A 14,932-nucleotide genomic window follows, 5' to 3' on the forward strand; every position below is an offset into this window, starting at 1 on the left:
CGTGACGAACGCACCGGATGAGCCGTCACAAACGCACCCCAGTAGGTGCGACAGCTCACGCGTCGGTGTCCCACGACGGAGTCGAGGGCTACCTGCGTCCGGGAGGTTCAGGCGAGACCGAACTGGCGAAACATGGCGCCGGAGTCGAAGTATCGCCGTTCCAGGACGATCCTGCCGTCATCGCCGAATGTGCTCACGAGCACCATGGCGATGTCGAGCGTGTTGCCAGACGGGGGCACGGTGCCGTCAGGCGTCGCCAGCGGACCCGTGTGCGTGCCCCGCAGGACGACCTCCAGCGCAGTCGTGTCGCCGTCGGTGATCACACCGATCATGTCGACGTGCGCGTCGGGAACTGCGGTGAGGAGGCCGACCTCGTTCTGGTGGATGGCCTCCCGGCCGGCCAGGGCTACGGGGAACGTCGGGGCTTCCAACCGGGCGTCGTCGGCGTAGAAGTCGGCGAACCGCGCCGCGTCGTGGTCATTGAAGGCCGCCACCCGCTCCTCGGCCACTTGTCGGCGAGGTGTTGTCGCCCCTGCCCCCGCAGCGTCCATGATCGATGCTCCCCCACCCCTGGTGCCCGGCCTTCGGTCGTGCAACGACCCTAGCCACGAGTGTCCGGGGCGCTCAAGGGAACGGTTCGGATCGTTGCCCCATGACACCTCGAGTCGAGCGCTACGACCCCGGAGCCCCTCCGGAAGGGTTCGACACACATCGCGTCACCGGCTCCGGATCACTATCATGATCAGCATCATCACGGGCCGGCGCCGAGCTTGCTCCGCATGGGACTGCAGGAGGACAGCAAACATGTCTGATCAAGCGCGGGACTTTGCGCGGGAAGTGGAACACCTCACCCCGGACGGCCAATGGAGAATCACCGTCAAGGCGTTCGAGCACACCAGTGGCTGGTACGAAGCGGGCGGAGATGCGAAAACCTACAAGCGCATCGGCCCCTCCAGCGATGACTACGAGCAGCAGGATGTTGACCGTATCGAGCTCCAGGTGACATTCGGCGGACCCAGCAAGCACGACGACTCCCACTGGAGTCTGGAGACTGTCACCAAGACCAAGAAGCACCACAACGAGGACGAAGTCGTACGCAGGAGACTGAATTCGGACCCGACGGGCAAAGCACCGGACGGTACGAAGTTCTGGATTCGCGGCGTCCTCGCGCGGGCCGTCATGTATGTGGACGGCTACGACCCCGTGGAAACCGTGACGGCTTTCGATGGCGAGTACAACGACGTCTTCGACTCAGGCGTCGCCCGTACCTGAGTCCCCGAGGACCGCCGGCGGTCTCACCGATCAGGGAGAGCCCACTGGCGACGACGAGCACTCCCCGGTGCTCCATCGTGGACATCAACCCGGCGCGCTCGGCAGCTGCGGTGAGGAGCCGCTCGTCATGCTCCGACCGAGCCGACATCAGCTCCTCGGACACGTTCTCGTGCACCGGTCACGGACCACGCACAGCACCGCCGTCGAGGTGGCGCGGAAGCTCGCCCCGGAGCTGGAGCTGCCGGCTGCACCGTCCTTCGAGTGGGTGCCCTGGGAAGGACCTGTCAGGGGCCGGCGATAGCGTGGGGCCCATGAGGAATCCCCCAGCCTCTTCTGCGGACCTGCAGGGCCCGACCACCTCCACCGCTCGGTTCGAGACCGCCCGGCGCAACTTTCAGCGCGCCCGCCTGGAGCTCACTGTCGCGGCCCTGGAGGACCTGGTGCTCCGGGTCCGCACCCGGCACCCGGAAGCCGCTGCCCTGCTGCTCATCTGTGACGACGTCGAGGACGCGCTCTACCTGGCTGAGATCACCGACGGCGCCGGGAACGTCCTGGGTTCCGGTGGGCCTCTGCTGGATGATCGCACCACCGCCCAGATGCTCGGCAACCTCTGTCCGCCGGACCTGGCGTCCCTGCCCGGGGTGACACACGACCGGGTCGCGATGACCTTCGCGGTGGAGATCGACGCGATGGACTGACTCGGCCTCGTCGCACATCCGGGTGCAGCGGCGTCAGCCCTGACACCTGCGGCCATACTCCTCCTGACGAGTCTGTCTGCCATTGCCACCGTGGAAGGACGGTCCTACGTGGAGTCCACGGCGATGCTCCGGTGTGCTCCTGTTTCCGCGACCGTGTCGATCCGTTGAGCCCTGAGAGGTCCCCCACGGATGGCCTCCGGCTGGTCGGCATCCGCACGTCAGTCCTCCGGACCAGTCCACTGGCGCCGGGGGCACATGGCCCCGGGACGGGCCCGGGCCTCGACAGGGTTCAGGAGAACGCGGACATGAGTGCTGCGAAGAGATGGCTGGTCGACGCTCCGGTCGGGTCTGGGTCTCGACGAGGTGTCGGCGCATCAGCTGTTGGGCCTGGCCGGACAGGTCCGAGCGGCCTGTGGAGACCGCGTCGATGAGCTGCCCACGGTCGAGCCGGCACCGGCGGTCCCGGCCCCGGCGGATCCCGAGCCGGTGACGACCTCGCCGGTGGCGGTGGCGGTCAATTCCGGTCTGGACCTGGACACCGCCGTGCGCGCGGACTCCCCTGCAGCACCTGGTTGCGGACATCTGGCGCCGTTGTCCGGCCTGGCGATGGCCTCCCCCGGTGGCGCAGCTGTCCGGACGCGTTGTTCACGGAGAAGCCGAGCCTCATCCCCTGCTGAGGGACGACGGCGGCCCCAGGCCGGCTGAAGCAGCTGCAGCTCATCGGGAACGAGCATTCCAGAAGGCAGGCTCAGCTGTCGGAGTCGTGGGCGCCGGTCACGCCGTCCACCAGCTGCATCCGTTCTTCAGCGGTCAGGGCCGTACTGATGGACTGCACGACGATCGCGTCGCTGCGCTCCACGCCGACGTCGTTCGTCGTGCTCACCCGGTCCTCTGCTTCGCGCGGGGAGTCGAACGTACGCTGGTGCGTCTGGTCATCGACAACCCCGGCGGCTTCGAGAAGGAGGACGCGGCACGGGTCATCGCCTCCTACGGGTGCCCCGAGCGGAAGAAGCAGGTGCACGTCGCCTTCCTCAAGCCCGGTTGGCCGGCCGAGGGTCACGCCGACCGTCGCGACGATTGCTCTCGAGGGCCGCACCGCTGCCGGCCGCCGAGACGGTCATGGTGGGGTGCCGCTGAGCCCATGCTTGTGCACAGAAGTGGGGCTGTCCGGTCGCTGGCGGGCCGGATAGGCTGATGCTGTCGGTGAGCCGCCTGCGAGCGACCCGACACAGCGCGAGACCCGTCGGGGGGCGTGGTCTCGCTGCACGCAGCGCCCCTGTCGGCGCGCGTCGCCCGTGGCGGCCCCGATGTGTTGGCGGGGTCGCCACGGAGCCGACCGGTCCAGCGGCTCGCTGCCCGTTCGACGTCCCGAGGATCATCGCGATCAGCGCGGCCCGCCCCCGCTCTCGGTGACCACCAGTGCGCGCAGCAGGTCGAGCAGGGTCCGCCGCGCCTCGGGCGAGAGGTCGTCGACGCCGTCGGGCAGCTCGTCGGCCTGCGGTGTGGGCGGCTCGCCCCACCATGACGGATTCGATCGGGGCGTGTGCTCCGAAGGCACGGACGGGCTGTGGAACGCCACGGCATCGGCCTGCGGCTTCGCGGGGAAGCGGTGGGATCCGTTCCGCGTGGGGACGGTCGCGATGGCCTCCGGGTGCTGAGCCGGCATTGCGTCCCGGCGCTGTACGGCGCGGTGGAAGGGTCGAGCTCGCCGTTCTCGACGAATACGGGGGTCGTCGTGGCGCCGCCGGGGTGGGCGACGGTGAGCGCGGCAACGGTCTGCTCGGGACCAAGGGGGGCGCGGAGTGCTCCTCATGGTCGGGCTGACTGGTGCGGGCACCAGGTGTGCGGACCGCTCCCTCGCCACGAGCCCTGCCGGACGCCCCTGGTCGGCACGTAGGATTGAAGCAGGTGCCTGCCCGAGCACCGACGCGCTTGAACCTCAGCCCTGCTCGATCCCCGACGACCGGAGCCGCTCGTGCGCCGCGCTGCCACCGCCCTGATCTCCCTCTCCGTGCTGGCCCTGACCGGCTGCGGGCCCACCACCGATGACATCCGCGCGATGGTGAACGGCCCAGCCGAGGCCTACGACGACGCCTTGGCGCTGCGCGAAGACGTCGTGGACGCCGGCGTGGAGTGCCCGGGCACGGATCAGCTGTCCGCGCCGGACGATCCGGAGACCACTTTCCTGGACTGCAACAACGGCCTGATGGGGATGGCCGTCGCAGGATCCCCAGAGAGCATGCAGGGCTTCCTGAGCACCCTTGGCGGCAGGGGAAGGATCCCGTTCCTGTACGCGGAGAACTGGGTCATTCTCTCCCCGGACGAGACTCAGCTGCAGCAGCTGCGGATCGAGCTCGGCGGGGAGCTCAGCCCGAGCCCTTGATCCTGCACGGTTCCGGACGGGAGCCCGCACACATGAGCGACGGGGCAGGACGCGACGGCACCCGAGACGCCCGTGGAGCGCTGGAGGACGTCCGGTGCCACTGGACCTTCCTGGCGACGGGGGAGCCCCGCCGCGGGTCGCCGGATCGACTGGGCTGCGGCGCATGCCTGCACGTCCGGGGGCTGCGATCGGCACGGACCCGCCACGGGGCATCCTCTGCTGAGATGCCGGTCGTGCGGGTTCGAGACCCTCCGGGACGTCGGGGGGGGGGGGCAGAGAAAGGCGGCCGGCCGGTGCCCTCGCGGAGTTCCCCTTCTGCGAGGGCACCGTCGTGGCCCCCGCACCGAGAACGCGAACCGGTCCACCCCCACAGAGAAGGGCGGTCCGGCGCCGTGACGGGGCCCGCCCCGCTCACCGTCGGCGGCATCGACCCGGCGCCGAGGACGGCGGACATCGATTCCGAGGGCCTGAAGGCGGCGGTGACCCAGGTGGTGGGTGAGCACCAGGGCGAGCCGGCCCATGACCGCAACGCCGGGGACAGAGTGTCGCGCATGTCGCGTCGCCGACCGTGGGCCGTCTCGCTACTGTGAAGCAACGATGACCTCCTCCACGCACCGGACCACCGCGGCACTGCGCCACCCTTCCCGCACCGGCGACGACCGACACGAGCGGAGCCGGCCGGAGTGGTGCCGTCGCCAGTGTCCCGGTGGTTCGAGCCCCGAACCGGCGGACGCACTCGGTGCCCCGGATCTGCTCGGCGGACCGCGCACGTGAGCTTCATGGACACCACTGCCGAACAGGCCCACGACCGCCGCCAGATGCTGCTGCTGGCGTCCGTCGCCGCGCTGACGCTGCAGGCGTGCCTGGGCCTGATCGCCTACCCGGCCGCACCCGTCTCCATGGAGACAGGTCTCTCGCTGGGATCTCCCTTCACACCGGCGCTCACCGCCGGGGCCGCCCTGCACTACCTGCACCCGACGCTGTCGACGTCCCACAAGGTCATCGGGGCGCTCCTCATCGGCGTGCTGCTGAGTGCCGGCATCGGCGGGCTGGACTCCATCGAGCACGCTCAGGACATGTCGATGGTGGCACTGCGCGTGCTCGGCCGAGGAGCGGGCATGCTGGCCACCGGCCTCTTCTGGATGGCGATGTTCGCCGGGACACGAATGGCCGGCAGACGCGAGGAGTGACAGACCCTCACCGGAGCTCCTCCGCACGCGTGGGAGCCATGGGCATCTCGGTGCCCACCTGCTCCTCCAGCGGATCCAGGCCGGTCCGCACCGACGCGCCAGGGCCATCGCGCGGCGGCGACGTGTCGATGAGGTCCCTGCGCCCGCGACCTGTCATGTCCTCGCGCAGGCGCACGGTAGCCTTCGCGGACAAGGTGACGTGGCGGTGAGATCACAGAGACTTCGGCGTGCCGATCCGCTTGCCGTTGCGGATCCGCTTCCACGCTCAGCGGATACGGATCTTCGAGCGGCCGAGAGGACGGCGTGGATGCTCCACCGCGTCCTGGCCGCTGCGTCCGGTCCGTTGCACCGCACAGCGATGTCGGCGGAGGCGACCTCGTCGACCGGGCGGCCCAGCGGAAGGAGTTGCCGTTGGCGTCGAGGGATTCCTGGAGCATCACGGCTTCCGGTTGCTCGTCGCAGGTACGGGAGCTCTGCGTGCCGGTGTCCTGGTCGCGCCACGGCACCGCCCAGGTCGACGTCCCGTCCGTGCACGGACGAGTACTGATGCTCGCCATGGCGACGAGACCAGCCCCGCCGTCAACAGGACTCGTTCTCCTGTCGACGACGGGGCTGCCGTGTCCGGCCTGACCGGGCCGTTCTCTGTGCGCGAGGGGGGACTTGAACCCCCACCCTCTAATACGAGGACTAGCACCTCAAGCTAGCGCGTCTGCCTATTCCGCCACCCGCGCGAGTGGATCCAGTCGGAACGTCGTGCCGTTTCCGGCCGCTCTCCCTGAACGCAACAGAGAACAAGTTACCACATGCGCGCCCACTGTTCACATCGGTGAGGCTGCCGGGGAAGTCGACAGGGCGCCACCGAGAAAATCGATGAAAACTCGTGGGTAGGTGCGCTCGCGACTTCCACCGCGCCCCCGCATGCGGTTCAATAAGTCTTGAGCCTGTCCCGGATTGTCCAGCTGACCTGGGACGACGCTCGCTCGAGAGCCGCGTCTGAGCCGCCGGGGTGCCCCCGTCCCCGCCGTCGACGCAGGCTTTCGGGGTGGCCGGGGACCCCCCTCACCTGTGCCGGCGGCGGCCGCTGCCGCCCCGTGCTCCCACGGGCCCTCGGTGGCCGCCGCCTCTCCCGTGCGGCCCCGGCGTCCACCTACCTGGACCGCCCGGGCTGCGCGGGACTCACAGCACGGAGCGGTAGACCTCCACGGTCCGCTCGGCGATCGACTCCCACGCGAAGTGCTCCTCGGCGCGGCGCCGGCCGGCGGCGCCCATCTCCCGGGCGCGCACCGGGTCGGCGACGACCTCGGTCAGCGCGGCCGCGAAATCGGCCACGAACTTCTCGGGATCGATCGGCGTGCCGGTGCCGTCCTGCGCCTGGTCGATCTCGACCAGCCGGCCGGTCTCGCCGTCGACGACGACCTCGGGGATGCCGCCCGTGGCGGAGGCGACCACCGCGGTGCCGCAGGCCATGGCCTCGAGGTTGACGATCCCGAGCGGCTCGTAGACGGACGGGCAGGCGAAGGCCGTGGCGCCGGAGAGGATCTGGACGATCTCGCGGCGCGGCAGCATCTTCTCGATGAGCACCACCCCGGACCGGGTGGCCCTGAGGTCGTCGATCAGCGCGTTGACCTCGGCACCGAGTTCCGGGGTGTCGGCGGCGCCGGCGCACAGCACGAGCTGCACGTCCTCGGGCAGCCGGGACGCGGCGCGCAGCAGGAACGGCACGCCCTTCTGCCGGGTGACGCGGCCCACGAACGCCACGGAGGGCTTGGCGAGGTCGATGCCGTAGGACTCGAGCACGTCGGTGCCCTCGTCGCGCACCCACTGGCTGACGTCGATGCCGTTGTGCACCGTCCGGACCCGGTCGGGGTCGACGTCCGGATAGGACCGGAGGATGTCCTGGCGCATCCCGTCGGAGACGGCGATGATCGCCGCGGCCGCCTCGTAGGCGGTCTTCTCCACGAAGGAGGAGACCGCGTAGCCGCCTCCGAGCTGCTCGGCCTTCCACGGGCGCAGGGGCTCGAGGGAGTGCGCGGAGAGCACGTGCGGAATGCCGTGCATCAGCGACGCGAGGTGCCCGCCCATGTTGGCGTACCAGGTGTGGGAGTGCACCACGTCGGCGCCGGCGATGTCGCCGACCATGGCGAGGTCCACGCCCAGGGTCTGGATCGCGGCGTTGGCGTCGGACAGTTCGGCGGGGACGGGGTAGGCCTGGACGTCCACGCCGTTGACGCGTGGTTCGCGCGGAGCGCCGAAGCACCGCACCCTCAGGTCGACCAGCGGGGCCAGGACCCGCGAGAGCTCGGACACGTGGACTCCGGCGCCGCCGTAGATCTCGGGCGGGAATTCCTTGGACAAGATATCTACTCGCACGGTTCCGAGCGTACTGCAGGATCGCGCCACCGCCACGAGAAATCTGCCGCCGGGAGCCGGAGTCGCTGCTCCCGGTGACATATCTGGACTCCTGTGCCGTCGGTCACTCTCCTTCGCGGGTGTTAAGACACAATGAAGGCGCCTGTCGAGTGGTTCCGCACCGCGAGGCGGAGTTGTCGCGCCCGATTGCCGAAGAAGTCAGAGAGGTTCCCATGCCCCACCGTAAGAAGGTTCTCGCGATCGTCCTGGCCGGAGGCGAGGGCAAGCGCCTGATGCCCCTCACCGAGGACCGCGCCAAGCCCGCGGTGCCCTTCGCGGGCGGCTACCGGCTGATCGACTTCGCGTTGTCCAACATCGTGAACTCGGGCTATCTCCAGGTCGTGGTGCTCACGCAGTACAAGTCCCACTCCCTGGACCAGCACGTCACCCAGACCTGGCGGCTGTCCGCCCAGCTGGGCAACTACGTGGTCACCGTCCCGGCGCAGCAGCGTCGCGGCAAGGAGTGGTTCCTGGGCTCCGCCAACGCCATCTTCCAGTCGATGAACCTCATCGAGGACGAGAAGCCGGACATCGTCGTGGTGGTCGGTGCGGACCACGTGTACCGGATGGACTTCTCGGCGATGGTGGACTTCCACATCGAGTCGGGGGCCCGCGCCACTGTGGCGGGCGTGCGCCAGCCGATGGAGATGGTGACCTCCTTCGGTGTGATCGAAACGGACCCGGAGGACGTCACGAGGATCACCCGCTTCGTGGAGAAGCCGCAGAGCACGGCACCCCTGCCCGACGACCCGAACGCGTTCTTCGCCTCGATGGGCAACTACGTGTTCGACACCGACGCGCTCGTCGAGGCCCTGCGCGCCGACGAGGCGAAGGAGGACACGAGCCACGACATGGGCGGGGACATCATGCCGTGGTTTGCCGACCGCGGCGAGGCGGCCGTCTACGACTTCACGAACAACGACGTCCCGGGCTCCACGGATCGTGACCGTCAGTACTGGCGCGACGTCGGCACCCTGGACTCGTACTACGACTCGCACATGGACCTGATCCGTCCGCTTCCCGTCTTCAACCTGTACAACTACGCCTGGCCGCTCTACACCAACGAGATGCAGGCCCCGCCGGCGAAGCTCGTGCGCGGTCCGCACGGGGAGGGCGGGATCGCGACGGACTCGATCCTCTCGCGCGGGGCCCTGGTGACCGGCGGACGCGTGACCGAGTCGGTCCTCTCCCCCAAGGTGCTGGTCCACAACGACGCCACCGTCAACCAGTCGATCCTGATGCCCAACGTCCAGATCGGCGAGGGGGCCGTGGTCGACCGGTGCATCATCGACAAGAACGTGGTGGTGCCCCCGGGCACGAAGGTCGGCGTGGACGCGGAGCGGGACCGGGCCCGGGGCCTGACGGTGACGCCCTCGGGGCTGACGGTCGCCCCGAAGAACTACCGGTTCGAGAGCTAGGCCGCCCACCGTCACGGCGGGGCCGCCCACCCGAGGACGGTGGGCGGCCCCGCCGTGGTCATGCGGTCTGCGTGACCTCGACCTGGACCTGCAGCCCGGAGGTGCCTCCGCCGCCGGTGACCATGCCCTTCAGCGGTGTGACGTCGGTGTAGTCCCGGCCGCGGGCCACGGTGACGTGGAAGTCGGTGAGCCGCGTGTGGTTGGTGGGGTCGTAGGCGTACCAGCGGTCGTTCCACCACTCCACCCACGCGTGGGACTCCCCCGGCACGGTCGCGCCGATGCCCGCCTCGTAGTCCGGGTGCAGGTAGCCGGAGACGTAGCGGGCGGGGATCCCGATGTGCCGCAGCATGCCGATCCCGACGTGGGCGAGGTCCTGGCACACACCCTTGGCCTCCCGCCAGGCCGCCTCCGCGTCCGTGTGGACCCCGGTGACCCCGGGCACGTACTGCATGTGCGAGGCGATGCCCTGGAAGATCGCGGCGGCGGCCGCGGCCGGGTCGGCCGCCTCCTTGCGGATCTCCTCGGCGACCTTCTCCAGCTCGGGCCCCAGCCGGGAGAGCGAGGTCTGGGGCACGAAGTCGGAGACCGCGTCGAGGACCTCGGGGGTCGCCAGCTCGTCCCAGCTCAGCCCGTCCGCGACCTCGTCGCCGGGCCGCCGGTGCACTTCCACCGTGGCCGAGGAGCGGACCTTCAGGTGCCGGTGCCGGCCCTGGATGTCGAAGGCCGCGACCCGGGTGCCCCAGTAGTCCCGGTAGTTGCTGACCGTGGCGGTCCCCGGGCTCAGCGTCAGCTCCGCCTCGAGCACGATCTGCTCGTCGTCGGAGAGGGGCGTCATGCGGGCCTCGTTGTAGGACTTCGAGACGTTGTCGTTGTAGTCGTAGCGGGTGACGTGGTCGATCTTGAGCCGGGTCACAGCATGCCTCCGAACCAGGACGCCTCGACGGCGTGCGAGAAGTACTTGGTGCTCACGGCCTCCGACGCTTTCGCGCACGCGGCCTGGACGTTGTTCAGGTGCTCGGGCAGCACCGCGATGAGGTCCTCCGCGTGGTGGAACTCCAGGGCCGTGCGCGCCTCGCCGATGATGCGGCGGGCGTCGTCCTTGAACCCGACCCGCTGCAGACCGGGCTCCAGGCCCACGAGGATCTCCTCCGCCGTGGTGAGCGCGTGCAGGATCGAGCGCGGGAAGAGCCGGTCCAGGAGCAGGAACTCGGTCGCCGACTCGTCGCTGAACGTGCCGTACCGGGTGCGCAGGAAGGCCTCGTACCCGCCGGCGCAGTGCAGGATCGACACCCACGACATGCCGGACGTGGACATCGACCGGGTCCACAGCAGCCGGGACGTCATGTCCGCCCGCTCGATCGCCGCGCCCAGGGACAAGAACATCCAGGACTCGTCGTGGGACATGGTCATCTGGGTCTGCCCGCGCACGGTCGCCATCCGTTCGATGGTCCAGTGGCAGACCCGGAAGGTGCCGACGACGTCGCGGCGGTGCTGGCCCAGACCGTAGTAGGTCGAGTTGAGCGACTCCCACATGGCCGAGGACACGGTCTCCCGGGCGCGGCGGGCGTTCTCGCGGGCGGCGTGCAGAGAGCCCGAGATGGAGGTCAGGCAGTCCTTGTTCCACGCGAGCTCGTGGATCATCGACCGGACGCTGTAGTCGCCGTCGCCGGGCTCCACGCCCATCACCGCCATGATGCGGCGCACCTCGGCCTCCTGCTCGCCCACGGGCAGCTGGGTGATGCGCTCCAGGTGGACGTCGAGGATCCGCGCCACCCCGTCGGCCCGCTCGACGTAGCGGCCGATCCAGAACAGTGACTCGGCAATGCGGCTCAGCATGTGGGCCCCTCTCCGGTGCGGGTCGTCGCGGTGGTGGCCGCGGTGGTCTTCGCCGTGGTCGTCTCGGCCGTGTCCGCGGTGGCGGGTGCCGCGGCGGACACCACCCCCGGGCCGGACACGACCTGTTGCTGCTGCTGTTGCTGGCCGCTGTCGCCCTCGTCCTGCCAGGACGCCGAGACCGGCCACGTGTGCACCGAGGAGTCGACGTCCGGGGGCGGGGCCTGGCCGGGGTCGAGGTCCTGGGTCTGCGGCTGGCCGAGCACCCACGTGTCCTTCGATCCGCCGCCCTGCGAGGAGTTCACGATCAGCGAGCCCTTCTGCATGGCCACGCGGGTCAACCCGCCGGGCAGCACGTAGACCTCGTCGCCGCTGTTCACCGCGAAGGGCCGCAGGTCCACGTGGCGGGGGCTGAACTCGCCGTCCGTGAACGTCGGCACGGTGGACAGCTGCAGCACCGGCTGGGCGATCCACCCGCGCGGATCGGCGAGCACCTTCGCCCGCAGCTCCTGGAGCTCCGCCTCGGTGGCCTGGGGACCGATGACCAGGCCCTTGCCGCCGGACCCGTCCACGGGCTTGACCACCAGCTCGTCCAGGTGCTCCAGGACCCAGGCGCGGGCCTCGTCCTCCTCCAGCCGGTAGGTGTCCACGTTGGGCAGCACCGGTTCCTCGTCCAGGTAGTACCGGATGAGGTCGGGGACGTAGGAGTAGGTGAGCTTGTCGTCGGCCACGCCGTTGCCGATCGCGTTGGCGATGGTCACGTTCCCAGCCCGGGCCGCGTTGACCAGCCCGGAGCAGCCGAGCACGGAGTCGGAGCGGAAGTGCAGGGGGTCGATGAACTCGTCGTCGATCCGCTTGTAGATCACGTCCACGCGCTGCTCGCCGTCCGTGGTGCGCATGTAGACCTTGTCGCCGCGGACCACGAGGTCGCGGCCCTCCACGAGCTCCACGCCCATGAGCCCGGCGAGCAGGGTGTGCTCGAAGTAGGCGGAGTTGAACACGCCCGGGGTGAGGACGACCACCGTGGGGTCCTCGGCCGCCTCCGGGGCCGTGGCCCGCAGCGCCTTGTAGAGGTGCCGGGGATAAGCCTCCACGGCGCGGATCGGCTGCGACATGAAGGCTTCCGGCAGGCCCTTGGTCATGGCCCGCCGGTTCTCGATCACGTAGGACACCCCCGAGGGCACGCGCACGTTGTCCTCGAGGACCCGGAACACGCCCTGCCGGTCCCGGACCACGTCGATGCCCGCGACGTGGATCCGGACGCCGCCCGCGGGCCGGAAGCCCCACACCGAGCGGTGGAAGTGGGCGGAGGAGGTGATCAGCGCCTTCGGCACGATCCCCTCGGCCACGACCCGCTGCTCCCCGTAGACGTCGTCCAGGAAGCACTCCAGGGCCCGGACCCGCTGCTTCACGCCGCGCTCGATCACGTCCCACTCGCCGGCGGTGATCACCCGGGGCACGATGTCGAGCGGGAAGGGGCGCTCCTCCCCCGCGAAGTCGAAGGTCACGCCCCGGTCGAGGAAGGATCGGGCCATGGAGTCGGCACGGGTGTTGACGTCGCTGAGCGACAGGTCGTCCAGGACCCCGCCGATGCGGTCGTAGCCGGGGCGGACCTGCCGGTCGGCCGTGTACATCTCGTCGTAGGCCGCCGCCACGGCCATGTCGGCGGCGTAGTTCTCGAACAGGTCGGACATGTCGGGCGATCACAGGCCTTTCGGGGTCGGGGCGGGCAGTACGTGCAGTATGGACGGGCCGTATTTCGCAGCGGTAACCCGGTGGCCGAGGCTCCTCCCGATTGTGTCACGCACCCTGCGCCCGGCGGCGGGAGGACGTGCCCCTACGATGGGAGGGCGTGTCCGCCACCGGGACACGGCGGACCCGACGGAAGGACACCATGGACGTCCCGGACCCCCAGCGCCGCGTCACGGTGGTCGTGGCCACCCGCAACCGCCGGGAGGAGCTCGTGGCGCACCTCGGCCGGCACGAGGGGCCCGTCGTCGTCGTGGACAATGCCTCCACGGACGGCTCCGCCGAGGCGGTGCGCGCCGCCCACCCCCACGTGCGGGTGGTGGAGCTGCCCCGCAACACCGGGGCCGTGGCCCGGACCGTCGGCGTCCGGCTCGCCAGGACCCCCTACGTGGCCTTCGCCGACGACGACTCGTGGTGGGCCCCCGGGGCGCTCGCCCGCGCCGCGGCCGTCTTCGACGCCCACCCCCGGCTGGGCCTGATCGCCGGGTCCATCGCCGTGGGCCCCGAGGAGCGCCCGGACCCGCTCAACGCTGTGCTGGCCGCGTCCCCGCTGGGCATCCCGACCGGGTGCCCCGGCCCGGCGCTGCTCGGCTTCGTGGCCTGCGGGGCGGTCGTGCGCCGCGCCGCGTTCCTGGCGGCCGGCGGCTTCGACGACGTCGTGCGCTTTCCCGGTGAGGAGGAACGCCTCGCCCTCGACCTGTTCGACGCCGGGTGGCGGCTGTCCTACGTGCCGGAGGTCCGCGCCCACCACCACCCCTCGCCGCGACGGGGCACGGACGAGCGCCGGCAGGCCGAGCTGGTCCGCAGCCACCTGCTCACCGCGGTCATGCGCCGGCCCCTGCGCGTCGTGGCGCACGAGCTGGGGGGAGCCCTGCGCGGTGGCCGCGCGGGGCGCCGCGGACTGCTCCGCGCCCTCCCCCGCGTCCCGGCGGCGCTCCGGGCCCGGCGCCGGGTGTCCCCGACCACGGAGGCCGCGCTCGCGCTGCTGCACGGCTCCGACCCCACCGCCACCGATCCGACCGCAGTGCAGGAGAACCCGTGACCGAGACCGCCGCCGCCCCCACGTCCGCCACCGGCCCCGACGAGCGCGTGGCGGTCGTGATGATCACCTACAACCGCCGGGACGAGGCCCTGCTGGCCCTGACCCGGCTGCGGGAGCTCCCGGAACGACCGCATGTGGTGGTCGTCGACAACGGCTCCGCGGACGGCACCGCGGACGCGATCCGCGAGCGTCACCCCTGGGCGGAGCTCGTGGCGAGTCCCGTCAACCTCGGTGCCGTGGGCCGCAACGTCGCGCTGGAGCGCGTGGACGCACCGTTCGTGGCCTTCTGCGACGACGACACCTGGTGGGAGCCCGGATCGCTGCGCCGGGCGGCCGACGCGCTGGAGGCCCACCCGCGGCTGGGCGTGGTCACCGGCCGGATCCTCGTGGAGCCCGGATCCCGGGAGGACCCGATCAACGCGGAGCTGCTGCACTCGCCCGTCGAGGGCCCCGAGTGGATGCCCGGGCCTGCGCTGGGCAGCTTCCTGGCGGGGGCGTCCGTGGTCCGCCGGACCGCGTTCCGCGAGGTGGGCGGGTTCAGCGAGCGGCTGTGGCTCGGCGGCGAGGAGGAGCTGCTGGCGGCGGACCTCGCGACCGCGGGCTGGGAGCTCGTGCACCTGCCCGAGGTCGTGGTCCACCACCAGGCCTCCACGGTCCGCGACCCGCACCTGCGGCGGCGCCACGGACTGCGCAACACGCTGTGGTTCATCTGGTTGCGCCGCCCGCTGCGCGCGGCCCTGCGCCGGACCCGCGACGTGGTCGGCGCCGCCCCGCAGGACGGGGTGACGGCCCTGGCCCTGCTCGACGCCCTGCGCGGGGCGCCGTGGGTGCTGCGCGAGCGGCGGCCCCTGCCCGAGCGCGTCGAGCGGCGGTTCCTGGCGCTGGAGGAGTCGCAGCGCAGCAGCGCCGCGCGCCGCTACGTCAGCTGAGCGCCCGCC

Annotated in this window: 14 protein-coding genes and 1 tRNA gene; 7 read left to right on the forward strand and 8 right to left on the reverse strand. The window is 70.8% G+C overall.

Annotation, left to right across the window (positions count from 1 at the left end; all coding sequences use genetic code 11):
* Positions 1–107: 107 nt before the first annotated feature.
* Positions 108–509, reverse strand: a complete 402-nt coding sequence (locus tag ACFYE1_RS11465; RefSeq protein WP_387742841.1) for an ester cyclase — start codon at positions 507–509, stop codon at positions 108–110.
* Positions 510–804: 295 nt separating this feature from the next.
* On the opposite strand from ACFYE1_RS11465, the gene ACFYE1_RS11470 reads away from it, so the two are divergent.
* Together ACFYE1_RS11470 and ACFYE1_RS11475 are read left to right on the forward strand one after the other, a co-directional pair.
* The gene (locus ACFYE1_RS11470) at positions 805–1,272 is read left to right on the forward strand and encodes a hypothetical protein (protein WP_387742842.1); all 468 of its coding nucleotides are present in this window, start codon (positions 805–807) and stop codon (positions 1,270–1,272) included.
* A gap of 311 nt (positions 1,273–1,583) precedes the next feature.
* Positions 1,584–1,970 (forward strand): hypothetical protein, encoded by a 387-nt coding sequence (locus ACFYE1_RS11475; RefSeq protein WP_387742843.1) that lies wholly within the window; start codon positions 1,584–1,586, stop codon positions 1,968–1,970.
* A 748-nt stretch (positions 1,971–2,718) separates the two neighbouring features.
* On the opposite strand, the gene ACFYE1_RS11480 is transcribed toward ACFYE1_RS11475, so the two are convergent.
* Positions 2,719–2,853: a hypothetical protein gene (locus ACFYE1_RS11480; protein WP_387742845.1), complete on the reverse strand. Its 135-nt coding sequence runs from the start codon at positions 2,851–2,853 to the stop codon at positions 2,719–2,721.
* A 501-nt stretch (positions 2,854–3,354) separates the two neighbouring features.
* Positions 3,355–3,636 carry a hypothetical protein gene (locus tag ACFYE1_RS11485; protein ID WP_387742846.1) on the reverse strand — a complete coding sequence of 94 codons (282 nt, stop codon included), beginning with the start codon at positions 3,634–3,636 and terminating at the stop codon, positions 3,355–3,357.
* A 309-nt stretch (positions 3,637–3,945) separates the two neighbouring features.
* On the opposite strand from ACFYE1_RS11485, the gene ACFYE1_RS11490 reads away from it, so the two are divergent.
* Both ACFYE1_RS11490 and ACFYE1_RS11495 read left to right on the forward strand, forming a co-directional pair.
* Positions 3,946–4,353, forward strand: coding sequence for a hypothetical protein (locus ACFYE1_RS11490; RefSeq protein WP_387742848.1), 408 nt, complete (start codon positions 3,946–3,948; stop codon positions 4,351–4,353).
* 779 nt (positions 4,354–5,132) lie between these two features.
* Positions 5,133–5,543, forward strand: a complete 411-nt coding sequence (locus ACFYE1_RS11495) for a hypothetical protein (protein ID WP_387742850.1) — start codon at positions 5,133–5,135, stop codon at positions 5,541–5,543.
* Between the two features lie 645 nt (positions 5,544–6,188).
* On the opposite strand, the gene ACFYE1_RS11500 is transcribed toward ACFYE1_RS11495, so the two are convergent.
* Positions 6,189–6,274 (reverse strand) — tRNA-Leu (locus ACFYE1_RS11500).
* 445 nt (positions 6,275–6,719) lie between these two features.
* Positions 6,720–7,913: a glycogen synthase gene (glgA, locus tag ACFYE1_RS11505; protein ID WP_387742852.1), complete on the reverse strand. Its 1,194-nt coding sequence runs from the start codon at positions 7,911–7,913 to the stop codon at positions 6,720–6,722.
* Between the two features lie 212 nt (positions 7,914–8,125).
* On the opposite strand from glgA, the gene glgC reads away from it, so the two are divergent.
* Positions 8,126–9,370 (forward strand): glucose-1-phosphate adenylyltransferase, encoded by a 1,245-nt coding sequence (glgC, locus tag ACFYE1_RS11510; protein WP_387742854.1) that lies wholly within the window; start codon positions 8,126–8,128, stop codon positions 9,368–9,370.
* A 58-nt stretch (positions 9,371–9,428) separates the two neighbouring features.
* On the opposite strand, the gene ACFYE1_RS11515 is transcribed toward glgC, so the two are convergent.
* From ACFYE1_RS11515 to ACFYE1_RS11525, 3 genes are read right to left on the reverse strand one after another with little or no spacing between them, the layout of a single operon-like run.
* The gene (locus ACFYE1_RS11515; RefSeq protein WP_387742855.1) at positions 9,429–10,283 is read right to left on the reverse strand and encodes a transglutaminase family protein; all 855 of its coding nucleotides are present in this window, start codon (positions 10,281–10,283) and stop codon (positions 9,429–9,431) included.
* Entirely contained in the window at positions 10,280–11,206 is a 927-nt protein-coding gene (locus ACFYE1_RS11520) for an alpha-E domain-containing protein (protein WP_387742857.1), read from the reverse strand. Before ACFYE1_RS11520 ends, ACFYE1_RS11515 begins: the two co-directional genes overlap by 4 nt.
* Complete coding sequence (locus ACFYE1_RS11525) at positions 11,200–12,897, reverse strand: circularly permuted type 2 ATP-grasp protein (RefSeq protein WP_387742859.1); 1,698 nt, start codon at positions 12,895–12,897, stop codon at positions 11,200–11,202. Before ACFYE1_RS11525 ends, ACFYE1_RS11520 begins: the two co-directional genes overlap by 7 nt.
* 200 nt (positions 12,898–13,097) lie before the next feature.
* Here ACFYE1_RS11525 and ACFYE1_RS11530 point away from each other — a divergent pair, with 200 nt between their 5' ends.
* Both ACFYE1_RS11530 and ACFYE1_RS11535 read left to right on the forward strand, forming a co-directional pair.
* Positions 13,098–13,994, forward strand: a complete 897-nt coding sequence (locus tag ACFYE1_RS11530) for a glycosyltransferase family 2 protein (RefSeq protein WP_387742861.1) — start codon at positions 13,098–13,100, stop codon at positions 13,992–13,994.
* Entirely contained in the window at positions 13,991–14,923 is a 933-nt protein-coding gene (locus tag ACFYE1_RS11535; RefSeq protein WP_387742862.1) for a glycosyltransferase family 2 protein, read from the forward strand. The genes ACFYE1_RS11530 and ACFYE1_RS11535 overlap by 4 nt, the downstream gene beginning before the upstream one ends.
* Positions 14,924–14,932 lie beyond the last annotated feature (9 nt).

This window comes from Kocuria nitroreducens, from assembly GCF_042879195.1.
In the GTDB taxonomy this organism is placed as follows: Bacteria; Actinomycetota; Actinomycetes; order Actinomycetales; family Micrococcaceae; genus Kocuria; species Kocuria nitroreducens.